The sequence below is a fragment of the Streptomyces sp. Qhu_M48 genome (genome assembly GCF_051305195.1).
In the GTDB taxonomy this organism is placed as follows: Bacteria; Actinomycetota; Actinomycetes; order Streptomycetales; family Streptomycetaceae; genus Streptomyces.
Genome location: NZ_CP195432.1, coordinates 4,530,145 through 4,554,257 on the forward strand (window position 1 = coordinate 4,530,145; position 24,113 = coordinate 4,554,257).

Annotated in this window: 24 protein-coding genes; 15 read left to right on the forward strand and 9 right to left on the reverse strand. The window is 73.5% G+C overall.

What is annotated here, in order from left to right; genetic code table 11:
• Positions 1-51 precede the first annotated feature (51 nt).
• The 3 genes from ACRRSS_RS20590 to ACRRSS_RS20600 all read right to left on the reverse strand — a co-directional run bounded on the left by ACRRSS_RS20590 (position 52) and on the right by ACRRSS_RS20600 (position 3,031).
• Complete coding sequence (locus tag ACRRSS_RS20590; RefSeq protein WP_435972586.1) at positions 52-768, reverse strand: hypothetical protein; 717 nt, start codon at positions 766-768, stop codon at positions 52-54.
• Positions 769-914: 146 nt separating this feature from the next.
• Positions 915-1,544 carry a hypothetical protein gene (locus ACRRSS_RS20595; RefSeq protein WP_435972587.1) on the reverse strand — a complete coding sequence of 210 codons (630 nt, stop codon included), beginning with the start codon at positions 1,542-1,544 and terminating at the stop codon, positions 915-917.
• Positions 1,545-1,834: 290 nt separating this feature from the next.
• Positions 1,835-3,031: a S8 family serine peptidase gene (locus tag ACRRSS_RS20600; protein WP_435972588.1), complete on the reverse strand. Its 1,197-nt coding sequence runs from the start codon at positions 3,029-3,031 to the stop codon at positions 1,835-1,837.
• A 257-nt stretch (positions 3,032-3,288) separates the two neighbouring features.
• On the opposite strand from ACRRSS_RS20600, the gene ACRRSS_RS20605 reads away from it, so the two are divergent.
• Entirely contained in the window at positions 3,289-3,729 is a 441-nt protein-coding gene (locus tag ACRRSS_RS20605; protein WP_435972589.1) for an SRPBCC family protein, read from the forward strand.
• A 100-nt stretch (positions 3,730-3,829) separates the two neighbouring features.
• On the opposite strand, the gene ACRRSS_RS20610 is transcribed toward ACRRSS_RS20605, so the two are convergent.
• Positions 3,830-4,777: a LysR substrate-binding domain-containing protein gene (locus ACRRSS_RS20610; RefSeq protein ID WP_435972590.1), complete on the reverse strand. Its 948-nt coding sequence runs from the start codon at positions 4,775-4,777 to the stop codon at positions 3,830-3,832.
• A gap of 182 nt (positions 4,778-4,959) precedes the next feature.
• Between ACRRSS_RS20610 and ACRRSS_RS20615 the strand changes: the two genes are divergently transcribed.
• The 11 genes from ACRRSS_RS20615 (at position 4,960) to ACRRSS_RS20665 (ending at position 16,819) form a co-directional block, all read left to right on the forward strand.
• Positions 4,960-6,375: a 2-hydroxymuconic semialdehyde dehydrogenase gene (locus ACRRSS_RS20615; RefSeq protein WP_435972591.1), complete on the forward strand. Its 1,416-nt coding sequence runs from the start codon at positions 4,960-4,962 to the stop codon at positions 6,373-6,375.
• Positions 6,360-7,187, forward strand: coding sequence for a 2-keto-4-pentenoate hydratase (locus ACRRSS_RS20620; protein ID WP_435972592.1), 828 nt, complete (start codon positions 6,360-6,362; stop codon positions 7,185-7,187). Before ACRRSS_RS20615 ends, ACRRSS_RS20620 begins: the two co-directional genes overlap by 16 nt.
• Positions 7,184-7,954, forward strand: coding sequence for a 2-keto-4-pentenoate hydratase (locus ACRRSS_RS20625; RefSeq protein ID WP_435972593.1), 771 nt, complete (start codon positions 7,184-7,186; stop codon positions 7,952-7,954). The genes ACRRSS_RS20620 and ACRRSS_RS20625 overlap by 4 nt, the downstream gene beginning before the upstream one ends.
• Positions 7,951-8,415, forward strand: a complete 465-nt coding sequence (locus tag ACRRSS_RS20630) for a RidA family protein (RefSeq protein WP_435972594.1) — start codon at positions 7,951-7,953, stop codon at positions 8,413-8,415. Before ACRRSS_RS20625 ends, ACRRSS_RS20630 begins: the two co-directional genes overlap by 4 nt.
• Positions 8,412-8,984: a 3-hydroxyanthranilate 3,4-dioxygenase gene (locus tag ACRRSS_RS20635; RefSeq protein ID WP_435972595.1), complete on the forward strand. Its 573-nt coding sequence runs from the start codon at positions 8,412-8,414 to the stop codon at positions 8,982-8,984. Before ACRRSS_RS20630 ends, ACRRSS_RS20635 begins: the two co-directional genes overlap by 4 nt.
• Entirely contained in the window at positions 8,981-10,003 is a 1,023-nt protein-coding gene (locus ACRRSS_RS20640) for an amidohydrolase family protein (protein ID WP_435972596.1), read from the forward strand. The genes ACRRSS_RS20635 and ACRRSS_RS20640 overlap by 4 nt, the downstream gene beginning before the upstream one ends.
• Complete coding sequence (locus ACRRSS_RS20645) at positions 10,000-10,914, forward strand: acetaldehyde dehydrogenase (acetylating) (RefSeq protein ID WP_435972597.1); 915 nt, start codon at positions 10,000-10,002, stop codon at positions 10,912-10,914. The genes ACRRSS_RS20640 and ACRRSS_RS20645 overlap by 4 nt, the downstream gene beginning before the upstream one ends.
• Entirely contained in the window at positions 10,911-12,008 is a 1,098-nt protein-coding gene (gene dmpG, locus ACRRSS_RS20650; protein WP_435972598.1) for a 4-hydroxy-2-oxovalerate aldolase, read from the forward strand. The genes ACRRSS_RS20645 and dmpG overlap by 4 nt, the downstream gene beginning before the upstream one ends.
• The gene (gene kynU / locus ACRRSS_RS20655; protein ID WP_435972599.1) at positions 12,002-13,261 is read left to right on the forward strand and encodes a kynureninase; all 1,260 of its coding nucleotides are present in this window, start codon (positions 12,002-12,004) and stop codon (positions 13,259-13,261) included. The genes dmpG and kynU overlap by 7 nt, the downstream gene beginning before the upstream one ends.
• Before the next feature lie 128 nt (positions 13,262-13,389).
• A complete protein-coding gene (locus ACRRSS_RS20660) occupies positions 13,390-15,156 on the forward strand; it encodes a hypothetical protein (RefSeq protein ID WP_435972600.1) in 1,767 nt (588 codons plus the stop codon).
• Positions 15,157-15,382: 226 nt separating this feature from the next.
• Complete coding sequence (locus ACRRSS_RS20665; protein WP_435972601.1) at positions 15,383-16,819, forward strand: amino acid permease; 1,437 nt, start codon at positions 15,383-15,385, stop codon at positions 16,817-16,819.
• A gap of 121 nt (positions 16,820-16,940) precedes the next feature.
• On the opposite strand, the gene ACRRSS_RS20670 is transcribed toward ACRRSS_RS20665, so the two are convergent.
• Positions 16,941-17,609, reverse strand: a complete 669-nt coding sequence (locus ACRRSS_RS20670; RefSeq protein ID WP_435972602.1) for a hypothetical protein — start codon at positions 17,607-17,609, stop codon at positions 16,941-16,943.
• 54 nt (positions 17,610-17,663) lie between these two features.
• Positions 17,664-18,086 carry a VOC family protein gene (locus ACRRSS_RS20675; RefSeq protein WP_435972603.1) on the reverse strand — a complete coding sequence of 141 codons (423 nt, stop codon included), beginning with the start codon at positions 18,084-18,086 and terminating at the stop codon, positions 17,664-17,666.
• Between the two features lie 406 nt (positions 18,087-18,492).
• Between ACRRSS_RS20675 and ACRRSS_RS20680 the strand changes: the two genes are divergently transcribed.
• Both ACRRSS_RS20680 and ACRRSS_RS20685 read left to right on the forward strand, forming a co-directional pair.
• On the forward strand, positions 18,493-20,238 hold the full coding sequence (locus ACRRSS_RS20680; RefSeq protein WP_435972604.1) for a serine/threonine-protein kinase: 1,746 nt from the start codon (positions 18,493-18,495) through the stop codon (positions 20,236-20,238).
• Entirely contained in the window at positions 20,235-21,002 is a 768-nt protein-coding gene (locus tag ACRRSS_RS20685) for an NlpC/P60 family protein (RefSeq protein WP_435972605.1), read from the forward strand. Before ACRRSS_RS20680 ends, ACRRSS_RS20685 begins: the two co-directional genes overlap by 4 nt.
• A 49-nt stretch (positions 21,003-21,051) precedes the next feature.
• Here ACRRSS_RS20685 and ACRRSS_RS20690 read toward each other — a convergent pair whose 3' ends face one another.
• A complete protein-coding gene (locus ACRRSS_RS20690; RefSeq protein ID WP_435972606.1) occupies positions 21,052-21,606 on the reverse strand; it encodes a Clp protease N-terminal domain-containing protein in 555 nt (184 codons plus the stop codon).
• A complete protein-coding gene (locus ACRRSS_RS20695) occupies positions 21,606-21,815 on the reverse strand; it encodes a helix-turn-helix domain-containing protein (RefSeq protein ID WP_360609349.1) in 210 nt (69 codons plus the stop codon). The genes ACRRSS_RS20690 and ACRRSS_RS20695 overlap by 1 nt, the downstream gene beginning before the upstream one ends.
• Before the next feature lie 213 nt (positions 21,816-22,028).
• Between ACRRSS_RS20695 and ACRRSS_RS20700 the strand changes: the two genes are divergently transcribed.
• Positions 22,029-22,385, forward strand: a complete 357-nt coding sequence (locus ACRRSS_RS20700; protein ID WP_435972607.1) for a PRC-barrel domain-containing protein — start codon at positions 22,029-22,031, stop codon at positions 22,383-22,385.
• Between the two features lie 76 nt (positions 22,386-22,461).
• Here the strand turns inward: ACRRSS_RS20700 and ACRRSS_RS20705 are convergent, their stop codons facing one another.
• Positions 22,462-23,910 (reverse strand): lamin tail domain-containing protein, encoded by a 1,449-nt coding sequence (locus ACRRSS_RS20705; protein WP_435972608.1) that lies wholly within the window; start codon positions 23,908-23,910, stop codon positions 22,462-22,464.
• Between the last annotated feature and the right edge of the window lie 203 nt (positions 23,911-24,113).

A 24,113-nucleotide genomic window follows, 5' to 3' on the forward strand; every position in this document is an offset into this window, starting at 1 on the left:
AACCCCCCGGGGTCCGGGGGGCTTCCGTCCGCTGCGGCGGGTGCTGCCGGGTCACGCCCGGAGCAGCCGCTCCGTCACCTCGCGGTATGTCCGCAGGGTGAGCCGGAGCTGCTCGGTGTCGGGGCCCGGGGCGTCCGGTCCGCCGGTCTCCTGCCAGCCCGCCCGCAGCGCGGTGCGACGGTCTCTCAAGGCGGCGATGAGCTCCTGCTCCGCCTCGGAGAGGACCTCGGCCGCCGCGGCCACCGCGTCGCGGGGCGAATCGACGAACCCGGCGAGCGCGTGGTGCAGGCGCTGTCCGAGACGGTCGCGTTCGTCCTCGCCGAGCAGCTGCCCGGCCGGGCCGGTGCCGTCGGGGGCCGCCCCCTGGTCCGTACCGGACACAGGGGCGCCCACACCGCCCACACCGCCCACACCGCCCACACCGCCCACACCGGCGGCCTCGTGCTGACCACGGTCGCCAGGGACGTGACCGCGGCCGTCACCGTTGCCGGGGACCGGACCGCGGCCGTCACCGTTGCCGGGGACCGGACCGCGGTCGTCGACCGGTCGGCCCGTCGTGTCCCGTCCGCGCGGCGCGGCGGGGGGCGTGGCGGGAGCGTTCGCGCGGCTCCCGCCGCTCCGGCCCGTGGCACCGGGGTCCTCGGACGGGACGGCGGACTGCGGCGCCTCCGACAGCGGCATCGCCGGAGGCGGGGTGGGCGGCGGGGGCACGCTGGCCGACGGCTCGGAGAGGGGTGTCGCCGCATGGCCGGTGCGCTGGGAGGGCACGGCCGGGGAGGGGACTCCCCCGCGTGCGTCGGGCGCCGGTCCGCCGGCACCCCCCGCCGCGCCCGGTGTCCTCGGCGTTCCGGATCCGTACCGCGCGTCTCCCTCGGCCCCGCCCGCTGTCCCCCGGTCCCGGTTCTCGCGTGCCATCACGCACCACTTCCCTTCGGATTGAGGAGATGCCCGTGCTTCGGCCCGGACACCCGGCGTGCTCGGGCGCCCCCGGTACCGGCGGGAGTCCCGGCCGCCATCAGGCCCTCGAACAGGGCGCGCGCGTCGACCAGCGCCTCCCGCAGCTCCTCCGTGGAGACGGAGGTGGAGCGCAGCGCCCGGCGTACCGTGCGCAGGCTCTCCACATGGTGCGGATGGTGCACCGACAGGGCGGCGAGCTGGTCCTCGGGCCGCTCGGGCTCGGGGAATCCCCGGGTCGCGGCGATCCGTGCGAGCAGCTCGTCGGCGTCGGCGACGGCCTGCCGCGGGGCGTCGACGAAACGTTCCTGGAGCATGGTCCATTGAGCGGTGTAGTGCTCACGGACCGCCGGCTCCAGCGGCAGGGGGCGGATGCCGCCGTGTCGCTCGACCCGTTCGCTCAGGTCGCGGTGGGCGGACTCGCTGTCGCCGCCGTGCCGTTCGAGGGTGCGGTCGTACTCGGGGCCGAAGCGTCGCCTGAGGGACCGAGTGCCGTTGTCCGAGCCCGTGCGGGCCCGGAGCAGGACACCGGCCGCCAGTAGCGCGACGACGACGGCCGCGATGATGAGAACTGCGGTCAGGGTCGACATGGTTGCCTTCCTGGACGGTGACTCCTGGCGGGCTGTTCGTCAGTGCTTGCTGGGCGCCTGACGTTCCGCCTTGCCGCTTCTCGGGTGGCCAAACCCGAACCACTCGAGTGTCACCGGTGCGGCGGGCGGGGAGCCGGGCCGGGACCGCCGGGGGGACGAACGGCCCGCGGCCCACGCGCCGGTACGGGGTCCGGGGCGTGGGCCGCGAGGGGGAGGCCGCGGGCGGCGGGCGGCGGGCGGCGGGCCGCGGGCGGCGGGCGGCGGGCGGCGGGCGGCGGGTCGGCCCTTGGTTACAGGCCGCCGGTGAAGAGCAGCTTGTTGGGCGTGCCGTCACTGATGTTGGTCAGGACGCTCTTCGTCGTGGTGTCGTCGAGCCACTCACTCACCTCGGCCGGGCTCGCCGTGGGGTGCTCGGCCTTGTACAGCGCGGCGACGCCGGCGACGTGCGGAGCGGCCATCGAGGTGCCGTTCAGGGCGACGGTGCCGCCGCCGATCCGGGCCGACACGATGTCCTGACCAGGGGCGAAGAGCTCGACGCAGCGGCCGTAGTTGGAGAACGACGCCTCCTCGTCCCACTGAGTGGAGGCCGCGACGGTGACCGCACCGGCCGCTGACGCGGGCGACACGTCGCACGCGTCCTTCGCGTCGTTGCCCGCCGCGAGGACGGGCAGCACGCCGGCGTCGGCGAGGGCCGTGGCGGCGTTGTTGAGGGCCACGGACCTGCTGCCGCCCAGGGAACCGTTCAGGACGGCGGGCTGCCTGGCGTTCCTGGCGACCCAGTCGAGGCCGGCGATCATGCCCGAGTAGGAGCCGCGCCCGTCGCAGCCGAGCACGCGGACGCTCACCAGGCCGGCCTTGCGGGCGACCCCGTACGTCCTTCCGGCCACCGTGCCCGCGACGTGCGTGCCGTGGCCGTTGCAGTCCCGGCCCTGGCGCCCGTCGCCCATCGCGTCGAAGCCGAACGTGGCGCGGCCGCCGAACTCCTCGTGGGTGTAGTCGATTCCGGTGTCGAGGATGTACGCGGTCACCCCGGCGCCGCTGCCCTGGGTGGTGAAGTCGCTGTCGAGCGGCAGGTTCCGCTGGTTGATCCGGTCCAGGCCCCAGGTGGCGGCCGGGCCGCGGATGCCGGCGGGTGCGGACGGCTGCGGCGGGGCGAGCGCCACCGCGTCCTCCTCGACCGACGTCACCCCCAGGGTCCTCCTCACGACCTCCAGCTGAGGGGCGGTCAGGGGCGCCGCGAACCCGTTGATCGCCGTCCCGTAGACGAACGTGGGCTTGAGGTTCAGCTTCTTCGCGGCCTCGGCCGCGTCGACCGACTCGTCGAGGGTCACGATGTACTCGCCGGGGACCGCGTCGGCCGCGGTGACCAGCGGTGCCGGGGTCGGCTCCGGGGCCGTGGCGGACGCGGAGGCCGTCGCGGTGGGGGCGGTGACGGCCAGGGCGGTCAGGGCTGCGGTCGCCAGAGCGAGTCTGGTACGTGTGTTCATGCCGGTGAGCGCATCATGCAGAAACGATCACCTCCTATGACATTCGAGAACGATTCAGGCGGATGCCCGAAACGTCACCACAATGCGCTCCGCCGAAGCGGTGCCCTCACCCCGAACGGCGGACACGGCCGACCGGACCCTGCGGGTCGCGCAGGTGTGAGAGGTGCATCCGTCGGTGGCCCGGCGCGGGAAATGGTCATGGCGGGGGTCCCGAGCGGGGCCGCCCGGTCCGGTCGCGGGAAGTTGAGGTCGGTACGGTGATCAGGGTGGAACGGAGCTTCGTCGTCGGGCTGTCGCTGGACGACCTCGTCGCGTACCTGGAGGACTTCGGTCATGCCGAGGAGTGGGATCCCGGGACCGTGCGCTGCGTACGTCTGGACGAGGGGCCGGTCCGGCCCGGCGCCCGGTGGCACAACACCTCGCGCTTCCGCGGCCGCACCACGGAACTCGAGTACCGGCTCGTGACGCGCGAGCCCGACCGGCTGGTGTTCGTCGGGGAGAACAAGACGGTGACGTCCACGGACGATCTCGGCTTCCAGGCCGAGTCCGCCACCCTCACCCGGCTGACCTACCGGGCGTCGCTGCGGTTCAAGGGGCTGGCGCGGCTCGCCTCACCGTTCCTGAGGGCCGAGTTCGAGCGCCTCGGCGACGAGGTCGCCGAACGTCTCCCGGCCGCCGCGACACAGCGGCGCCCCTGAAGGTACGGAGACTTCGAGGGGGTACGGAGGCGTACGCGAGGACGCGGGGACGTTCAGGGGTACGCAGGCGTACGCGAGGACGCCGACCCCTACGAGCCCCCTAGACCTCCCCCGGCGCCCCGTGCAGCGTCTCGCGCAGCAGGGCCGCCTCGTGGTCGAGGTGGTGCAGCAGCGCCCGCAGGGCCGGGGTGCGGGTGCGGTGGGCCGCCTCGGTGGTGCCCACCGTGCGACCGACCGAGGGCAGCTCGACCGGGAGGGCGGCGAGGTGCTCGTCGGCGCGCAGGACCAGTTCGGGCAGGAGCGCCACCATGTCCGTCTGCACGAGCAGGGCCCGCATCGTGAGGATGGACGTGCACTCGACGCGGTCCGAGGGCAGCGTGAGGCCCCGGTCCACGAAGAGGGCGCCGAGTTCCTGGCGTAGGGCCGTCTGTTCGACCGGGAGGATCCACGGGAAGTCGAGGGTGTCCGTGAGCGTCACCTCGGAGGCCTCCAGGAGCGGGTGACCCGAACGGACCGCGAGCCGGATGCGCTCCCGGTACAGCCGCGTCTGGCGCAGTCCGTCCCCCTCCCCCGGAGCCGGTCCCACCCTGCCGACGATGACGTCCAGTTCGCCCGACAGCAGTGCGGGATGGAGGACGTCCGGCGTCCCTTCGCGTACGACGACCGTGATCCGGGGCCGTTCTCGTTTGAGCTGGGCGACCGCCCGGGGCAGCAGCACGTTGGTGCCGGCGAGGAGGGCTCCCACGGTCACCGTGCCCTCCCGGCCCTGCCGCAGCCCGGTGAGGTGTTCCTCCGCCCGCCGCACCTCGGCGAGCACGGCGCGGGCGTGCTCGGTCAGGGCCTCTCCGTAGAGCGTGGCCCGCATACCGCGGGGTTCCCGGACGAAGAGCGGCAGGTCGGCGATGACCTCCAGTTCGCGGAGGGTCCGGGTCGCGGCGGGCTGGGTGAGGTGTAGGGTCCCGGCCGCCCGGGCCACGCTGCCGTGGTCGACGATGGCGACGAGCAGCGTCAGGTGCCGGAACTTCAGCCGGCCGTCCAGGAGGTCCATCTCCGGGGCTCCTTCCGGGAGTGGGAGTGGCGGGCCGTACCGAGCCATACCAGTTTCGGTATGGCGATCTCGCTTTTTGGCATTGGTTCGGCATAGCTCGATGGGCGCATGATACCGGCACGCGCCGGGGCCGGATCCGATCACCCGGCCTGGCAACGGAGGTCTGCAAGGTGCGCTCACCTGTGCGGCATTACGTAGGGGGCGGGTTCGACGCGTCGGGCGCGCCGTTCCCGCTCGTCGACCCCACCCGCGGGCACGTCGTCGGCGAAGTGCCGTCCGCGCCGCGGGAGTTGGTCGACCGCGCGGTGGACGCGGCGCGGGCGGCACTGCGCGGGCCGTGGGCCTCGTGGAGCCCGGCGGACCGTGCGCGGCTGCTGCACCGGGTCGCCGACGGCATCGAGCGGCGCTTCGAGGAGTTCGTCGCCGCCGAATGCGCCGACACGGGAAAGCCGCGCGAGCTCGCCTCGACGGTCGACATCCCGCGGGCCGTCGCCAACTTCCGCGCGTACGCCGACCTCCTGGCCGGACGCGCCGAGCGGTCCTGGCGCACGGCCACCCCGGACGGGCGTGGGGCACTGAACTACACGGTGCGCAAGCCGCTCGGCGTGGTCGCGGTGATCTCGCCGTGGAACCTGCCGCTGCTCCTGCTCACCTGGAAGGTCGCCCCCGCCCTCGCCACGGGGAACACGGTGGTCGCCAAGCCCTCCGAGCTCACTCCGGGCACGGCGTGTCTGCTGGCGGAGGTGATGGCCGAGGCGGAGGTGCCGACGGGGGTCTTCAACCTCGTCCACGGGGGCGGCGCGGACGCCGCCGGGCAGTGGCTCACCGAGCATCCGGGGGTGGACGCGATCGCCTTCACAGGGGAGTCGCGCACCGGTTCGACGATCATGCGGGCGGCCGCCGGGCGCCTCGCCCCCGTCTCCTTCGAGCTGGGCGGCAAGAACGCCGGCCTCGTCTTCGCCGACGCGGATCTGGAACAGGCCGTGGAGGGCACCCTCCGCTCGTCCTTCACCCACAGCGGGCAGGTGTGCCTGTGCACCGAGCGGGTGTACGTGGAACGGTCGGTCTTCGACGCGTTCGCCGGAAGACTGGCCGCCGGCGCGCGGGCGCTGAGCGGGTACGGCCCGATGGTCTCGGCCGCCCACCGCGACAAGGTACGGGGATACCTCGACAAGGCGGCGGCCGACGGCGACGTACTGGCGGGCGGCGGGGTGCCCCGCTTCTCCGACGACCGGGACGGCGGCTTCTGGGTGGAGCCGACCGTGCTCGCCGGGCTGCCGGAGGACCACCCGGCGGTACGGGAGGAGATCTTCGGGCCCGTCGTCCACCTGGCGCCGTTCGACACCGAGGAGGAGGCACTGGCCCTGGCCAACGCCGGTCCGTACGGGCTCGCCGCCACGGTGTGGACGGGTGACGTGAGCCGGGCGCACCGGGTGGCTCCCGCCCTCGACGTCGGGACCGCCTGGGTCAACACCTGGAACCTGCGTGACCTCCGTACCCCCTTCGGCGGGGTGAAGGCCTCCGGGATAGGCCGCGAGGGCGGCGACCACTCCCTCGACTTCTTCTCCGAGCCCATGAATGTGTGCGTGAAACTGTGACCACGGTGGACGAAGCGGTGGCGAAGGCCGCCGAACGACTCGACACGGCACGCCGGACGGGCGTCCCCTGCGCTCCCGTCCGCGACCTCCTCCCCGACGGCGACCTCGCGGCCGCCTACGCCGTCCAGGCCGTCCTCAGCGAGCGCCGTCTCGCCGAGGGGCGCCGCGTCACCGGCTGGAAGGTCGGCCTGACCTCGGCGGCGGTGCAGCGGCAACTGGGCGTCGAAACACCGGACTTCGGTGCGCTGATGGACGACACCGCGGTGCCGGACGGCGCCGAGATCCCCTGGGGCTCGGTGCTGCAGCCGCGGGCCGAGGCCGAGGTCGCACTGGTCCTGGAGCACGATCTCGTCCACGAGCGGCACACCGTGGCCGACGTGATCAGGGCGACGGCGTTCGCGCTGCCCGCCGTGGAGGTGGTGGGCAGCCGGATCCGCGACTGGGACATCTCGGCCGTCGACACCGTCGCCGACAACGCCTCCAGCGGCGCGTACGTCCTGGGCACCCGCCCCGTACGGCTGGGGGACCTCGACCTGCGGACCGCCGGCATGGTCCTGGAGCGCCGAGGCGAGCCCGTCTCCACCGGTGCGGGCGCGGCCTGTCTGGGCCATCCGCTGCACGCCGCCGTCTGGCTGGCGGACACGCTCGTGCGGCTCGGACGCCCCCTGCGGGCCGGGGACACCGTGCTCACCGGCGCGCTGGGTCCCATGACGACCGTCGAGCCCGGTGACGTGCTCGAAGCCCGTATCGACGGACTCGGTTCGGTACGTGCGGCCTTCGGGCGCACCGGAGAGGAGGGCGAGGCCCGATGAACACGACGGCGACGGCCGGGGCCTTCGACCCCGCGGCACTGGCCGGGATCCTGGACTCCGCCGCACGGCACGGCCGCCCGCTGCCGGGCGGCGGGAGCGGTCTGAGGGACACCGGGGAGGCGTACGCCGTCCAGGAGGCCCTGGTCGGGCGGCGGCTGGCCAGGGGTGAGCGGATCACCGGCTTCAAGCTGGGCTTCACGAGCCTGGCCAAGATGCGGCAGATGGGTGTCGCCGACCTGATCCACGGGCGGCTCACGGACCGGATGGAGATTCCCGACGGCGGTCGGCTCGACGTCTCCGGGCTCATCCACCCCCGCGTCGAGCCCGAGGTGGCCTTCCTCCTCGGCGACACGCTGCGCCCCGGTGGCGACCCGATGGCGGCGGTCGCGGCCGTGGCCCCCGCGCTGGAGGTCATCGACTCGCGCTACGACGGGTTCCGGTTCTCCCTGCCCGAGGTCGTCGCCGACAACACGTCCGCGGCGGGCTACGTGCTCGGGCCCTGGAGCGCCCCGGGCGATCTCGGCAACCTCGGGGTCCTGCTTGAGATCGACGGGCGTCCGGCCGAGACCGGCTCCACCGCGGCGATCCTCGGACACCCGGTGCGCGCCCTCGCCGCCGCGGCCCGGCTCGCCGGTTCGCTGGAGCCCGGCACGGTGGTCCTCGCCGGCGCGGCGACCGCCGCCGTACCGCTGCCGCCCGGGACGCACGTCCGGGCCACGGTCGCGGGCCTCGGCGGTGTCCGGTTCAGCACGGAGGAGAACGCGTGATCGTCCCCGGAGCCGCCCCGCCCCGCGGCCGTTTCCCCCACCTCAGGCGCGCGGGCGACCTGGTGTTCGTGTCCGGTACGAGCTCGCGCCGGCCCGACGGCACCTTCGTCGGCGCGAGCGCCGACGCGATGGGGGTGACGGACCTCGACATCCGCGCCCAGACCCGAGCCGTGCTCGACACCGTCGGGCGTCTGCTGGGCGCCGTCGGCGGGGGTCTGGACGACCTGGTGTCCGTTACCACGTACCTGGTGAGCATGAACGACTTCGGCGGCTACAACGAGGTCTACGCCGAGTACTTCGACGAGAGCGGTCCGACCCGCACGACCGTCGCCGTCCACCAGCTCCCCCACCCGCACCTGCTGATCGAGATCAGCGCCGTCGCCCACATCCCCCGGGGCGCCGCCCCCGATCCCCTGACCGCCGTCACCCCCGTCCCGCCGAACAAGGAACCGCGCCGATGACCATGCAGCCGTTCAACCTCCAGGCCTGGATCGAGGAACACCGCCATCTGCTCAAGCCGCCGGTCGGCAACGTCCAGATCTGGCAGGACGCCGATCTGATGGTGACGGTCGTGGGCGGCCCGAACCGTCGCACCGACTTCCACGACGACCCGATCGAGGAGTTCTTCTACCAGCTCAGGGGCGACATGGTGCTGCGCGTCATGGACGAGGCGGGGCGGCCGCCGCGCGACGTCCACATCCGTGAGGGTGACGTCTTCCTCCTCCCGCCACACGTGCGGCACTCCCCGCAGCGCCCGGAGGAGGACAGCGTCGGCCTGGTCGTCGAGTTCGCCCGGCCGAGCGGGCAGCGGGACGCCTTCGAGTGGTACTGCGTGGAGTGCCACCACCTGGTGCACCGCAGCGAGGTGCGGCTCACCTCGATCGTCGACGACCTGCCGCCGGTGTTCGCCGCGTTCTACGGTGACGAGGCCGCCCGTACCTGCGGGCACTGCGGGGCGGTGCACCCGGGCAGGGACTGGCCGGAGGAGCTGCGTCCGCGCACCCGTCGTGACGAGGCGGGCGGCGCATGACCGTCGTCGACATCCACGCGCACGTCTTCCCCGAGATCGGCCGCGCCGAGTCCCGGCGGCTCACCGGCTCCGACGACGGGCCCTGGCTGCGGACCACCGACGGCCCGGACGCCGGGATGATGATGGCCGGCGCCGCCGAGTACCGGCCGGTGCGGCGCACCCTGTGGGATCCCGCGGAGCGCGTCGCCGACCTGGACCGGCTCGGCGTGGACGTCCAGGTGCTGTCCAGCACGCCGCTGCTGTTCGGCTACGGACTGGAGTCCGCGCGCGCCGCCGACTGGTGCCGTACGGTCAACTCCCGGCTCCTGGAGTACGGCTCGTACGCCCCGCACCGGCTGGCCCCGCTGTGCCAGGTGCCGCTGCAGGACACCGAGGCGGCCTGCGCCACGCTCAGCGAGGCGATGCGCCAGGGGTTCCACGGCGTCCACATCGGCAACCATCTCGGCGACCGCGACCTCGACCACGGGGCGCTCCTGGAGTTCCTCACGCACTGCGCCGAGGAGGACGCCGCCGTCCTGGTCCATCCCTGGGACCTGCCGGCCGGCCCGCGCTTCTCCCGGTACATGCTGGCCTGGCTGGCGGGCATGGCGGCCGAGACCCATCTGACCATCCTGTCGCTGATCCTCTCCGGTGCCTTCGAGCGGCTGCCGGCGTCACTGCGGCTGCTGTTCGCCCACGGCGGCGGCAGCTTCCCGTACCTCCTGGGCCGGGCCGACAACGCCTGGCACCGCCGCGACCTCGTCCGCGCCGACAGCCCGCACCCGCCCTCGCACTACACCGACCGCTTCTCCGTCGACTCCGCGGTCTTCGACCCCGGCGCGCTGCGCCTCCTCGTGGACGTGATGGGCGCGGAGCGGGTGCTGCTCGGCTCCGACCATCCCTTCCCGCTCGGCGAGGAGGACATCGGCCGGCTGGTACGGGAGAGCGCCCTCACCCCGGAGGAGCGCGAGGCCGTCCTCGGCGGCAACGCCGTCCGGTTCTTCGGTCTGACCCAGCTCCTGAAGGAGGCCGTCCGATGAGGGCAGCCGTGATCGGATCGGGCAACATCGGCACCGATCTCCTCATCAAGATCGTCCGTGGTTCGGGGCGGGTCACCGCCGCCGCGATGATCGGCATCGACCCGGAGTCCGAGGGCCTCGCACGGGCCCGCCGGCTCGGGGTGCGGACCAGCGCGGACGGGGTGGCGGGTCTGCTCGCCCTGGACGACTTCGACTCCGTCGACATCGTCTTCGACGCGACCTCCGCGAGGGCCCACCACCGCAACGCGGCCGCGCTCGCGCCGCACGGCAAGCGGATCGTCGACCTCACCCCGGCGGCCATCGGCCCGTACGTCGTCCCGCCGGTCAACCTCGACGAACACCTCGACGCCCCGAACCTCAACATGGTCACCTGCGGCGGACAGGCCACCGTCCCGATCGTCGCCGCCGTCTCGGCCGTGGCCCCGGTGCACTACGCGGAGATCGTCGCCTCGATCGCCTCGCGGTCGGCGGGCCCCGGCACCCGGGCGAACATCGACGAGTTCACCGAGACCACCGCCCGCGCCCTCGAACGGGTGGGCGGCGCGGCCCGGGGCAAGGCGATCATCGTCCTCAACCCGGCGGAGCCGGCGCTGCTGATGCGCGACACCGTGCACTGCGTCGTCGACGACTGCGACACGGAACGGGTGGCCGCCTCCGTGCGCGCCATGGCCGACTCCGTCGCCGCGTACGTCCCGGGCTACCGGCTCAAGCAGGAACCGCAGTTCCGCGCCCTGCCCGACGGCGATCCGCTGTCCCGGCTCGCCGGAGGCGGCCGGCTCCTCGTCTCCGTCTACCTGGAGGTCGAGGGCGCGGCCCACTACCTCCCGGCCTATGCCGGAAACCTCGACATCATGACCTCCGCCGCGCTGCGCACCGCCGAGCGCCTGGCCGAACGGAGTCCGGCCCGATGACCAGGGTCTACGTCCAGGACGTCACCCTTCGCGACGGCATGCACGCCGTCTCGCACCGCTACACCCTCGACCAGGTGCGGGCGGTCGCGGCCGCTCTCGACGCCGCGGGCGTCGACGCCGTGGAGGTCGCCCACGGCGACGGCCTCTCCGGCTCCTCCGTGACCTACGGCCCCGGCGCGCACACCGACTGGGAGTGGCTGGAGGCGGCGGCCGAGGTCCTCGAAAGGGCCAGGCTCACCACCCTGTTGCTGCCCGGGGTCGGCACGGCGCGGGACCTGCGCCGGGCGCACGCGCTCGGTGTCACGTCCGTCCGCGTCGCCACCCACTGCACGGAGGCGGACATCGCCGCCCAGCACATCGGTCTCGCCCGCGAGCTGGGCATGGACGTGGCGGGCTTCCTGATGATGTCCCACATGGCCCCGCCAGCCGAACTGGCCGCCCAGGCGCGCCTGATGGAGTCGTACGGCGCGCACTGCGTCTACGTCACGGACTCCGGCGGCCGGCTGACCATGGACGGCGTACGGGAACGGGTCCGCGCCTACCGCGACGTCCTCGACCCCGCCACCGAGATCGGCATCCACGCGCACCACAACCTCGGTCTGGGCGTGGCCAACAGCGTCACGGCGGTGGAGGCGGGCGCCCACCGCGTGGACGCCTCGCTCGCCGGCCAGGGCGCCGGGGCGGGGAACGCGCCGCTGGAGCCGACGGTGGCGGTGTTCGACCTGATGGGCTGGGAGCACGGCTGCGCGCTGTTCCCGCTGATGGACGCGGCGGAGGAGCTCGTACGGCCGACGCAGGACCGGCCGGTTCGGGTGGACCGGGAGACCCTGACCCTGGGGTACGCCGGGGTGTACTCCAGCTTCCTGCGGCACGCGGAGGCCACCGCACTGCGCCACGGTCTCGACACGCGGGACCTGCTCGTCGAGGCGGGGCGGCGGCGGCTCGTCGGCGGGCAGGAGGACCTGCTCACGGATATCGCGCTCGATGTCGTGAGAGAGCGCGCGGCCGTGCCCGGCACCACCGGTTCGCGGGCCGCCGGGCCCGCGAACCGGCCTTCCGCCCTCTCACCCAACGACGGAGTGACCTCATGCTGACCGAGAAGTCCACCGCACCGCTCACCGCGCGCGCCGCCGCGCTCGACGCCGCCGACCCCCTCGCGCACGTCCGGGACCGCTTCCTCCTCCCCGAGGGAGTCGTCTACCTCGACGGCAACTCCCTCGGCGCCCTTCCGGCCGCCGTGCCCCCGGCGGTCGAGGACGCGGTGCACCGCCAGTGGGGTACCGACCTGATCCGTTCCTGGAACGGCAACGGCTGGTGGGAGGCGCCGGTACGGACGGGCGACGCCGTCGGCCGGCTGATCGGGGCGGCCCCGGGCCAGGTGGTGGCCGGCGACTCCACCAGCGTCCAGCTGTTCAACACGCTGCTCGCCGCCGCCCGGCTGCGCCCCGGCCGCCGACTGCTGCTCACGGACCCCGACCACTTCCCCACCGACCAGTACATCGCCGACTCGGTGGGCCGGCTGCTCGGCCTCGAGGTCCGCCGGGTGCCCGCGCGGGACGCCGCGGCGGTCCTCGCCGCCGAGGGGGCGGACGTCGCGGTCGCGGCCTACGCCCCGGTGGACTACCGCACGGGCGAGCTGTACGACATGGCGGAGCTCACCGCCGCGGCGCACGCGGCGGGGGCCCTGGCGCACTGGGACCTGTGCCACGCGGCGGGCGCGATTCCCGTCGGACTCGACGCCGTCGGGGCTGACTTCGCCGTCGGCTGCGGCTACAAGTACCTGTCGGGCGGTCCCGGTGCCCCGGCGTTCGCCTACGTCGCCCGCCGCCACCAGGCGGGCTTCGACCACCCCGTGACCGGCTGGCACGGCCACGCGGAACCGTTCGCCATGTCCGGTACGTACACCCCCGCCCCCGGCATCACCCGGGCCCGGGTCGGCACCCCGCCCCTGCTCTCGCTGATCGCCCTGGAGGCGGCGCTGACGGCGTACGACGGTGTGGACATGGAGTCCGTACGGGCCAAGAGCCTCGCCCTGACCGGGTTCTTCCAGGAGTGCGCCGACTCGCTCCTCGACGGTCTGGGATTCACCATGGCCACCCCGCGCGAGCCCGCCCGCCGCGGCAGTCAGGTCGCCCTGCGCCACGCGGAGGCGTACCCGCTGGTCGCCGCGCTCACGGCGCGTGGCGTCATCGGCGACATGCGCGCGCCGGACCTGCTGCGCTTCGGCTTCAACGCCCTGTACCTCACGTTCGCCGACGTACTGCACGCCGTACGGGAGTTGCGGGACATCACCTCCACGGGCGCCCACCGGGCCGACGTGTACCAGCAGCGCCCGACGGTCACCTGACCGGGCCCCACCGCCACCCGGTGCGCGCGATCCCCGAGGTCACGGCAGCCGCCGGACCGCCGCGCGCCCGGGTCCGCACCGCCCCTTCGCACGTCCACTCTCCTCCGCCGAGACCCCTAGGACCGTCCATGCGATCCCTCCGTACAAGAGCGACCCTGGCCGCGGCGGTCGCCGCCGCCACCGCCGCGACCCTCCTCGTGCCGGGCAGCTCCGGCGCCACCACCCCCGCGGCCGCGGCCGACCCGGACATCCCCGAGGTCTGCGCCGAGCGCCGCCCCGAACCGGCCGACCCCGGCGCGTACGGCATGCAGCTGGACGGCACCTTCCGTCACCCCGCCCTCACGCCGGTCGACGAAGGACACGAGCACTCCTTCCCGGGCCGCAACAAGGAGTACGACACCCGCTCGTACATCAGGAACATGAAGGTCGAAGCCGCCTACGAGGGCGCCGACTTCACCCCCGACCCCTTCCACACCTGGCAGAACATCGTCGACTTCGACGGCCGGCGCTACATGTTCCAGTACGACCGTTCCGAGGGCCGGGTCTACGACATCACCGACGTGAAGAAGGTGAAGGTCGTCGAGAGGATGAGCCGCCAGGACGTGGACGGCGACGAGAGGAGGGCGAACGGCACCTGGGCGGCCAACGACTACTGGGGCGCCTCCACCATCCAGTGGAACAGGAGGCTCGGCGCGTACGTCATGGTCCAGAGCTTCGAGGACAAGCGACAGATCTCGGAACTCACCGACGACCCGGCGCACGACAAGTACAACAACCCGGAGGGCGTCAGGAAGCTGCGCGAGAAGCCCGGGCTCAAGGGCTTCAAGGTCTTCCGCCTGGACGGCCCGCGCAAGAAGGACTGGAAGCTCCTCGCGACCGTCTCCACCGACGCCACCCAGAAGGACCCCCTCGCGAGCGACCCCGACTCGGCGCAGCAGGGCTCCGGTTCCCTCGACACGCCGTACTGGACCGGCGAACGGTACATGTTCGTCGCGACGGCGCCCGACGACACGTACTCCCGCACCGAGTACCCCACCAACCTCCACTCGGCCGGCTACCAGTCGTGGGACATGGCCGACCCGGCCCACCCGAAGCTCCTCGACACCTGGCACCTGCCGGGCCAGCGCACCGGCGAGGACGCGGCCTACCGGAAGAACCCGCGGTGCGGCAACCGCACCAGCTGGATGGGCGCGCGCATGCCGCTGTTCGTCCCCAAGCCGGTGGAGAAGGGCGGGCGTTACGCCTTCGCCGCGATGGGCGGCTACGGCCTGACGGTGCTCGACATCTCGAACCCGGCCGACCTGAGGACGGTCGCCCACCTGGACCTGCCGGCGTCCGTCGCGGGCACCGAGGGCGACAACATCGACGTCTCGCAGTACGAGCGGACGGGGATGATCTACTACTCCGGCTACCCGCTCACCGAGGACTGCTACGAGCCGTACAAGGACGTCTACCAGATCGACGCCAAGGACCCGAGGAACCCCCGCGTCGTCGGCGTCCTGCCCCGCCCGACCCCGCCCCCGTCCGCCGGCATCACGGACTACTGCCAGCGCCGCGGCAGCTTCGGCCCCAAGCGCACCGGCTCCTACACCAACCCGGGCCGGCACACCCCGGGCGTGCTCGGCTACGGCTTCTACAACGCGGGCGTGCAGTTCTTCGACGTCTCCGACCCCGCCGCCCCGAAGATCGACGCCTACTTCGTCCCGAAGGCGTACGGCGCCGAGACCCCGGACTACGCGTACGGCAACCAGACCCACGGCGTCTACGTGGAGTGGGACCGCAACATCGCCTGGGTGCTGACCAACCACGGCATCTACGCGCTGTCCTCCCCGAAGGTGCTGGGCAGGCCCGACCTGAACCGGCCCGAGAAGCCCTTCCGCACCAGCGAGTTCTGAGCCCGCGCGCGCTGAGCCGAACCCTCGGAGCCTGGCGCTCCGAGTCGGCCGGGGGCGGCGACACGAGCCGCCGCCCCTCCGCACCTCCGCCTCCGCGCATCCTCGCGCCCGCGCGTGCACGCCCTCGGCGCGCAGCCGCGCCCGCTCCCCCGCCCACGCGCTCGCCCCCGGCCTCGCGCGCCGACGCCCACAGCCACGCCCGCATCCGTACAGAAGGACACCCGCCATGGCCGCTCCGGAAAGACCCGCCCAGGCTCCCGTCTCCCCTCCCGCCCCGACCGGTGAACCGGCGAAGGGCTCGGGCCTCGTCCGCTCCCTCACCCCCCGCCAGACCACCATGATCGGCCTGGGCTCCGCGCTCGGCACCGGGCTGTTCCTCGGCTCCGGGTCGGCTATATCCGCCGCGGGCCCCGCGGTGATCATCTCGTACGCGATCGGAGCCGTACTCGTCGCGATCATCGCGGTCCTGCTCGGCGAGATGTCCGCCGCGCACCCGGTGCAGGGCTCGTTCGGTGCTGTCGCGCACACCTACCTCGGCCCGTGGGCCGGCTTCGTCACCCGCTGGATGTACTGGTTCAGCGCGGTCGTCGTCATCGGCACGGAGGTCGTCGCCTCCGCTCTCTACATCCGCTGGTGGTGGCCCGGCGTCCCCATGTCGGCGGCCATCCTCGCGATCGCGGTGGTCGTGCTCGCGGTCAACATCATCAACGTGAAGTCCTTCGGCACCACCGAGTTCTGGCTCTCCACCATCAAGGTGACCGCGCTGTGCGCGTTCATCCTGTGCGCGGCGCTCCTGGTCTTCTTCGGCCTCCCGGACACCGGAGCCACCGGCTTCGCCCATCTCACCGACGACGGCGGGTTCGTGCCGCACGGCGCGAAGTCCGTCTGGATCGCCATGTCCGTCGTGATGTTCGCGTACGCCGGCTTCGAGGTCGTCGCCATCGCGTCGGCCGAGGCCACCGACCCGCAGCGCAGCATCCGCACCGCGATGCGCCAACTCGCCTGGCGGCTCAGCGTCTTCTACGTCCTGGCGATCACCCTGGTCGTGGCGCTGATCCCGTGGCGGCGCCTGGCCGCGGGGGACGGCAGCGTCGAGGCGAGTCCGTTCGTGCGGGTCTTCTCCGACGTCGGCGTGCCCGCCGCGGCGACGCTCACCAACCTCGTGGTGCTCATCGCGGCCGTCTCCGCCGCCAACGCCCACCTGTACGGCGCCTCCCGGCTCCTGCACTCCCTCGGCGACGACGGCCTGGCCCCGGCCCCCCTGGCCCGCCTCACCTCGCGCGGCGTCCCGGCCACGGCCCTGGCCGCCTCCACCCTCGGCATCGCGGCCGCCGCGCTGCTCGCCTTCTACGACGTCGGCGGCATCTTCGGCATCCTGATGTCGATCGCGCTCTTCGCGGTGCTGCTCGTCTGGCTGCTGATCCTCGCCTCGTACGTCGCCTTCCGCCGCCACCGGGACGCGCATCCCGCCGAGTTCACGGGCTTCAGCATCCCGGGAGGCAGCAAGCTCGCGGTCGTGGCCGGGCTCGGGGTGCTGGCCGTCGCCGCCACCGCGGTCGAGGTCCCGGACATGCGGCAGGCGGCCGGCATCGGTCTCGCCTTCACCGTCGTCCTGCTCGCCTGCTACGCGCTGACCGCGTTCCGCCGGGCACGACGGCCGTAGGGGAGCACCGGACGGGGTCCCGGCGGCGAGAGCCGGAGGAAGGGTTCGCACACCGGTCGGCAGGCTTCAGCGCCCGCCGGCCGGTCCCCGCCCGTCCGGGCCCGCTCGCGCTCCGCCCGCCTCAGGCCCGGGCGTACCAGCCGTCCGCGCCGCCGCCTTCCGACGGGTCGTACGACTGGTGGAGTCCGAGCAGCGCGGCCACCAGCCGCGGGTCCCAGCTTCCGTCGAGGACCCGGTACTCGTCCGCGATCCCCCGGAAGACGAGGTGCGCCCGGCGCGACGAGTCCCGCCAGATCACCCTGCGCGGCTTGCCGAAGGCGTCGTCGCCCTCACCGAGCAGGGACATGATCAGCCACACCAGGCTCACGGGCAGGCCGACGGGCCACCACACCGCCCACCAGAACAGACGGCCGCGGAAGCCGCGCACGGAGTGTCCGGTCACCGACTCGACGGTCCAGCGCGCCCGGGCACCGCGCAGGGCGCGTCCGCGCCGGTACGTGATCCGGCCCAGCGGGGCGCCGTACGGGTCGTCGACGCGGTAGACGGCGGGGTGACCGCCGACGCCCGAGCCGGTCTGTTCGGTCGACACCCGGGCGATCGGGGTCCGCCCCTCACCGACGAGGTCGAAGGTGCGGGCGGAGGGGTGCGCGGCACCTCCATGACCGTCGGGCACGCGGCAGAGGAGCCCGACGGCGGTGTCCCCGTCCCGTCCCGCGCCGTCGCCGCGGCGGACGACGACCGGCCAGGACGTGCCGTACCGCACGTTGTACGTCATCCGCCCCTGGGCCACGCTCGGTCCTTCCCTCGCGTCGCCCCACGGCGACGATTTCCGGCCGTCATGATCTCATTCGCGGTGCGGGGACCAGGCGGGCGGGGCGCTCGAGACCAGGACGAAGGAGTGGCCCCCCGGGTCGGTGTAGCGGCGCAGGTCGGTGCGCCGGTCGGACCGGGTCCCGTCCCGCTCGGCCGCGACGGGCCGTGCGCCGAGCGACACCGCCTCGCGCTCCGCCTCGTCGAGTCGGTCCGGGGCCACGAGGATCTGCAGGTGCGCCTGCTGGGAGTCCTCGGGGCGGGGCCAGCTCGGCGGCGCCTGGCCGAGGTCACGGCGGATCCCCAGCACCACCCCGGAATGGCCGGAGACGAGCAGCAGGTCGTGGTCGCCGGGAGCGGGATCCACGGTGGCGCCGAGCAGGGTCGCGTAGAACCGCGCGAGGGGTTCCGGATCGGTGGAGTCGAGCACGAGGACACACGTCTTGGGAACGGTCATGCCTCCCGTCTGCCCCCCGGGTCCGCAACCAAGCCCGGCGGAGCGTGCGGGGTGGCGGGCGAGCGCGGGCGGCTGCCTTCCGGACGGCCCCGGGTAGGCGGCCTGTTCGCGTCGGCGGCCGGCAGGGCGACGCCCACCTCCACTGGCACCTCGCAACGCTGCCGCCCGGCGTTCCCTACGCCGAGCAGCAGTTCCACGCTCCGATGGCGGCGAACGGCGTCCCGGCGCCGGCACCGGACGAGGCGGCATCGACGGCCGCGCGTCCGCGCGAGACGGTCGAGTCGAGGGGAGTACTCCCCGTGGGAACCAGGACAGGCCCCCGGTCCGGCGACCCCGTGCCGCGCCGTCCGGGGGCTCCCAGTATGTTGATCTTGAGGCCGCATGGCCTCATCGAGACATCACGGGGGTGGGTCCCATCACGGACACCGGAGGCGCGCTGCGCCCGCTGACGGCGGCGGAACCGCGCGAACTGGCCGGATACCGGCTGCTGGCCAGGCTCGGCGAGGGTGGGATGGGGACCGTCTATCTCTCCCGCACCCGGGGCAACCAGCCCGTCGCGCTGAAGATGATCCGGCGCGAGTACGCGGGCGACGCCGAGTTCCGGCGCAGGTTCCAGCAGGAGGTCGCGGCCGCTCAGCAGGTGCGGGGCTACCAGCTGGTGCCCGTCGTCGACCACGACACCCACGGTGAACAGCCCTGGCTCGCCTCCGCCTACGTACCGGGGGTCCCGCTCGACGAGGCGCTGGACGCCCACGGGCCCCTGCCCCTGATCACCACGCTCCAGCTCGTCGGCTGCGTCGCCCGTGCCCTGGAAGCCGTCCACGCGGCCGGAGTCGTGCACCGCGACCTCAAGCCCGGCAACATCCTGCTCGGCGCCGACGGGCCCTGGGTCATCGACTTCGGCATCGCCAGGGCCGCCGAGTCCACCCGCCTCACCCGCAGCGGCGGCTTCATCGGAACACCGCAGTTCATGTCGCCGGAACACGGCATGGGTGACCCGCTCACCCCCGCCACCGACGTGTTCTCGCTCGGTCTGATCGCCGCCGTGACGGCCACCGGCCGGCACCCGTACGGCTCCGGCGGCGCGCTCACCGTCGCCACCCAGATCGCCAACACCGCGCTGCGCCCTCCGGAACTCTCCGGCTACCCGGACGTGCTGCGGACGCTCCTGGAGCGCTGCCTCGCCGCCGACCCGGCGGCCCGCCCCGCCCCGGCGGAGCTGGCGGAGCTGTGCGAGCGGGCCTCCGGCCGCTCCACCCGCGACTTCGACGGCTGGCTGCCCGCCGCCCTCACCGCCGCCGTCGACGAGCGGGGCGCCACCGTGCGCCGCCTCCTCGCCGAGGACACCGCTCCCCCGCCGCCCCGTCGGCCCGCCGCCACCTACGTACCGACGCAGACCGGCGACGCGCCCCACCAGGCGCCCACCCAGACGGCCCCGCCGCGCCCCGCCACCCCGCCGCCGCCCGCCCCTTCCGCCGGGTCCCCCACCGGATCGGCCGCGCCGAGGGCGGGCGGGAAGAGGCGCCTGGTGCCGCTCGCCGTCACCGCCGTGGCCCTCGTCGTCGCGGTCGGCACGGCCTGGTCGCTGTACGGCGACAAGGAGTACGGCTCCGGCGAGGAAGCCCAGAAGCCCCCGCGGACCGGGACCTCCGCGCCCCCGGCGGACACCCCGCCGGGAAGCCAGGGGACGCCGGGGGCAAAGGACCAGGGGAAGAGCCCCACCCCGGCGCCGAAGACGTACGAACTCGTCTTCAAGGAGCGTCCGTTGAAGATCAGCGCGCCGGGCCACGTGATCGTCACCGTCGACATGGACGTGCCCAAGGTGAATCCCCGGGGCGAGATCGGACGGAAGGCCGACGAGATCCAGTACATCTACCAGTACCTGACCTTCCGCACGCCCACCGCGAAGAGTCCCGGAAGCACGCCGGAGGTCTGCCGCCAGTCGGTGGACAGCGTCCCGCTCCCCGCCGAGCTGCCGAACAGCGATCTGGCCGAGGGGAAGGCCCTCGAAAAGGGCGACCTGCTGTGCACGGTCACCTCCGACGGCAACCTGGCCATGCTCCGCCTCACCGACGTCATCGCCTCGGGCCAGACCTTCGACCCACCGAGCTACACGGGACTGCTGACCGTATGGAAGCCACCCGCCGAGTGAGGGCTCGGGCGTCCGAGCCCGACCGGGCCGGCGTACGGGAGCCCGGGGCGCGCGTCCTGGAACAGCCGTTCGACGGCACCTGGTCCCCGGCGCTGGAGGACCGGATCCGCGCCTGGGCCGGCTCGACCGCGCCGGACGTGCTCGCCTACGCGGCGATGTTCCTGCCGGGTGCCCCGGCCGTGACCGCGGGCGCGGGCCCCGCGGTGGGCAGGCAGGTCCTCGGCCAGGCCGGCTACGGCTACCTCGACCCGCGGGGCAACCGCTACGAGGGCGCCGACTTCCACGAGTACATGAACTCCGGCTGGACCTTCCCGGACGGCACCCACACCGGTCCGTCCAGCAAGCAGGTCGGCAACCTGGACTGCTCCGGATACATCCGCATGGTCTTCGGCCACCACCACCAGGTGCCTCTGGCGGCCGGCGCCGACACCTCGGGGACGCGGCTGCCCCGCAGGTCCCGCGACATGGTGGAGTACGCGCCGGGTGCCCGTATCGACCAGGCGACGGGCGGCACGCCGCCGACCGCCGCCCTGCTGCAGCCGGGGGACCTGGTGCTCTTCAACGCCGACTCGGGTGACGACAAGGCGACCGTCACGGTCGACCACGTCGGCATCTACCTGGGCAGGGACGCGAACGGCGATCGCCGCTTCCTCTCCAGCCGCAAGACCGGCAACGGCCCGACGATGGCGGACCTGGCGGGCCCCTCCACCCTGGACGGCACGGGGACGTACGCCACCAAGCTCCACACGGTGCACCGCGTCTGACCGCCGACGAGGCCCCGCCCCCGAGGGGCGGCCGCCCGGCTCCGGGCGGTCAGGGAGCCGTCGCGGTGGAGACCGCCGCCTCTACGGAGGCGTACGTCACGCCGTGGTCGGCCAGCGCCTCCGCGACGACTCCGCCGGTCATGGTGAGCGCCAGCAGGATGTGCTCGTCGCCGATCTCCCGGTCCTTGCGGGCCAACGCCACCCGCAGGGACTGTTCCAGGACGGTCTTGGCCTCCCGCGAGAAGGACGGGCGGCCCTTCCACCATCCGGAGTCCTTGCGGTCGCCGGCCAGCGCGCCCTCGCCGTGGGTCTCCTCCACGCGCGCCACGATCGCGCCGACGTCGATGCCGAGGTCGGCGAGGGCGCTCGCGTCTGCCCGTGACAGTCCCGCCCGGCGCCGGGCGTCGGCCAGTGCGGCCACCAGGGACGGGCGGTTCGCGGGCGGGCACAGGGCGCGCAGGGCGGCCGCGGCCCGGGTGCCCTCCCGGTCGAGCAGGGCCAGCAGTACGTGCTCCTTGGTGACGACGGTCGAGCCGCTCCGTTCCGCGTGCTCGACCGCTCCCTTCACCACGGCACGTGCGGCTTTCGTGAACCGTTCGAACATCACTGCCTCCCGTACTTCTTGTGGACGGCCTGTCGGCTGACTCCGAGCTCGGTCGCGATCTCCTGCCACGACCAGCCCTGGTCGCGCGCACCGCGCACCTGTACGGCTTCCAGCTGTTCCAGCAGTCGCCGCAGCGCGGAGACGGCCCGCAGTCCGACCCGGGGGTCGCGGTCGCCCGCTCGCGCGGCGAGATCGGTCGCATCGGTCATGACGTCAACCTACGTTGACGCTTCGTGGCGTGTCAACCTTGATTGACAGCCGGGACGTCCGGCGGGAGCCCCGAAGAACCGGCCGTCGCGGGGTGCCACGGAGGACGGGGCGAATGAAGGAGAGGAGGTGGGGCAGGCGGAGGGCGCACACGCAAGGACGGGTGGACGGCGGTGAACGGCTCGTCCTCCCCCAACCGAAGGAGTTGTTCCCGCGTGACTGAGCAGCCGTGGAGCTACCGCTCGACCTCCGGCCACCTGGCCGGAGCCGTCCTGGCCGGGTACAAGGTCGAAGCGACGGACGGCAGCATCGGCAAGGTCGACAAGCACTCCGACGTCGTGGACGACGCCTATCTGGTGGTCGACACCGGCGTCTGGATCTTCGGCAAGGAGGTCCTCCTGCCCGCCGGCCTCGTGTCCCGCATCGACGCGGAGGAGCGGAAGATCTATGTCGACGCCTCCCGGGAGCAGGTGAAGAAGTCCCCCGAGTTCCACCGGGAGCCGCACCTGGGCGACGCCACCTACCGTCAGCGCCTCGGTCTCTACTACGGCCCCGGCGGTCCGCTCGCCTGAAGCGCGCGTACAGGCAGGGGTGCGGGCCCGGACATCAGATGTCCGGGCCCGCACCCCTTTCCGTACGCGGTCGGGGTCAGCAGCTGATGGTGCCCCTGCGGAGCGCGTGACCGCCGGTGTTGCTGTCGTCGGCCCAGTACACGGGCTTGGTCCCGCCGACGCACTCGTCGGCCCCGGACGGCGCGAAGCCCTCGTTGTTGAGGTCGGCCATGCCGCTGGGACGCTCGTACACGGCGGCGAGGGCGAACGCGCCGGTGGCGCCGATCCTCATGGTCCGGTGCCGGCCCCCGCAGGTGTCGTCGCAGACCACCCAGAGCCGCGCGGCCTGCGGCTCCCACTGGAGCTCCATCACGCCGGACAGGCCACTGGCGATCGTGGCGACACGGGTGGCGGCGCCGCTGTCCTGGAGGACGTGACCGTAGACTGTTCCGGTGCCTTCGACCCCGAGGAAGAAGACGCCACCGGTATGGGCGGCGTACCGGCTCGGGTCGTAGGCCAGGCCGGTCGACTCGTCCTTGAAGCCGGCCGCGACGAGCGTCGCGTCGGGGATCCAGGTGATCGCCTCGAAGCCGAGGTTGGAACCCACGGCCGGCAGGCCGGCGGTCAGGTTCCACTCCTTCGTGGCGGTCAGGCTGCCGCCCGTGCCGGTGCCGACCTCGTAGCGCAGGACGGAGAGGCGGCTGGTGCCGGAGGCGTCACCGTTGCGCTCGGTCGCGACGTACGCGCCACCCGTCGCACCGGCGGCCGTGAGGGTGACGGCCTCGCCGTCGGGGCTGCCGGAGCCACCGGGGTAGCGCAGGGTCTTTCCGGAGGTCCAGCCGTTCGTGGTGTCGGGCCGCCAGCCGCCGGCGCCGTCGCGGACCAGCCGCCACAGCTTGCCGGAGTTCTGGGCGGCCCACAGCACGGAGCCCTCCTGGTACAGGCCGCTGAGGTCCTCGCCGAAGACATCGGATCCGTCGGCCGTCGCCACGGAGCCGCCGCCGGGCCAGGCGACCGGGCTCGTCCCGCCGCCCCCGCCGGTGCCGCAGTCGTTCGGCGCGCCGAGCGTCAGGGCCGCCTTGCCGAAGGCGCCGGTTCCGTCGGGGCACCGCGACCAGGACGGGGCGGAGTGGCCGGTCCAGCCGAAGCTGTCGACCAGGGTGCTGCCGCCGGGCAGGTAGAGGCGGGCCTTGTCGCTGGAACCGAGGCCGAACGCCCCGTCCACGTCGAACGCGCGGACCGCTCCCGGGGCCAGCGTCGTCCCGGACGGAACCGTGAACTTCGAGCTGTTGTTGTCGTCCTTGAGGATCCAGCCCGAGACGTCGACCGTGGCCGTGCCCTTGTTGAACAGCTCGATCGAGTCGTCGACGCTGCCGGTCGTCACCACCTCGTTGATACGGATGTCGTCGGCCGGGGCGGCGAGGGCCACGGGCGCGAGCAGCGTCGCGGCGGCGGCGAGGGTGGAGCCGACGACAGCCAGGCGGAGAGGGGTGAGGCTGAGGGGGGCGAGGCGACGACGCCCACGGGGAGCGCGTACTTCGGGCACGGTGTCCGTCCTGAGGAGAGTGGTGGTGGGGCGAGCTGAGACTCACGTCCGACGCCGAACGGCGGTCGGCTTCGGACCGGTCGTCACATGAACGCGGGTCGAACTGCAGGTCGCACGCCGCCATCCGTGTGAGGGAGTGCCCGGCGTCGCGATCGAGCCGTTCCGGGGGCGCGCCGCATGGGCCGCCGGACAGCGGGGCACCG

What these genes read in the sequence shown, in the direction of transcription:
- kynU (WP_435972599.1), top strand. Translation starts at nt 12,002, where the DNA reads ATGCTGACCGAGAAGTCCACCGCACCGCTCACCGCGCGCGCCGCCGCG.
- ACRRSS_RS20660 (WP_435972600.1), top strand. Translation starts at nt 13,390, where the DNA reads ATGCGATCCCTCCGTACAAGAGCGACCCTGGCCGCGGCGGTCGCCGCC.
- dmpG (WP_435972598.1), top strand. Translation starts at nt 10,911, where the DNA reads ATGACCAGGGTCTACGTCCAGGACGTCACCCTTCGCGACGGCATGCAC.
- ACRRSS_RS20690 (WP_435972606.1), bottom strand. Translation starts at nt 21,606, where the DNA reads ATGTTCGAACGGTTCACGAAAGCCGCACGTGCCGTGGTGAAGGGAGCG.
- ACRRSS_RS20625 (WP_435972593.1), top strand. Translation starts at nt 7,184, where the DNA reads ATGAACACGACGGCGACGGCCGGGGCCTTCGACCCCGCGGCACTGGCC.
- ACRRSS_RS20640 (WP_435972596.1), top strand. Translation starts at nt 8,981, where the DNA reads ATGACCGTCGTCGACATCCACGCGCACGTCTTCCCCGAGATCGGCCGC.
- ACRRSS_RS20600 (WP_435972588.1), bottom strand. Translation starts at nt 3,031, where the DNA reads ATGAACACACGTACCAGACTCGCTCTGGCGACCGCAGCCCTGACCGCC.
- ACRRSS_RS20645 (WP_435972597.1), top strand. Translation starts at nt 10,000, where the DNA reads ATGAGGGCAGCCGTGATCGGATCGGGCAACATCGGCACCGATCTCCTC.
- ACRRSS_RS20635 (WP_435972595.1), top strand. Translation starts at nt 8,412, where the DNA reads ATGACCATGCAGCCGTTCAACCTCCAGGCCTGGATCGAGGAACACCGC.
- ACRRSS_RS20675 (WP_435972603.1), bottom strand. Translation starts at nt 18,086, where the DNA reads ATGACCGTTCCCAAGACGTGTGTCCTCGTGCTCGACTCCACCGATCCG.
- ACRRSS_RS20665 (WP_435972601.1), top strand. Translation starts at nt 15,383, where the DNA reads ATGGCCGCTCCGGAAAGACCCGCCCAGGCTCCCGTCTCCCCTCCCGCC.
- ACRRSS_RS20595 (WP_435972587.1), bottom strand. Translation starts at nt 1,544, where the DNA reads ATGTCGACCCTGACCGCAGTTCTCATCATCGCGGCCGTCGTCGTCGCG.
- ACRRSS_RS20695 (WP_360609349.1), bottom strand. Translation starts at nt 21,815, where the DNA reads ATGACCGATGCGACCGATCTCGCCGCGCGAGCGGGCGACCGCGACCCC.
- ACRRSS_RS20610 (WP_435972590.1), bottom strand. Translation starts at nt 4,777, where the DNA reads ATGGACCTCCTGGACGGCCGGCTGAAGTTCCGGCACCTGACGCTGCTC.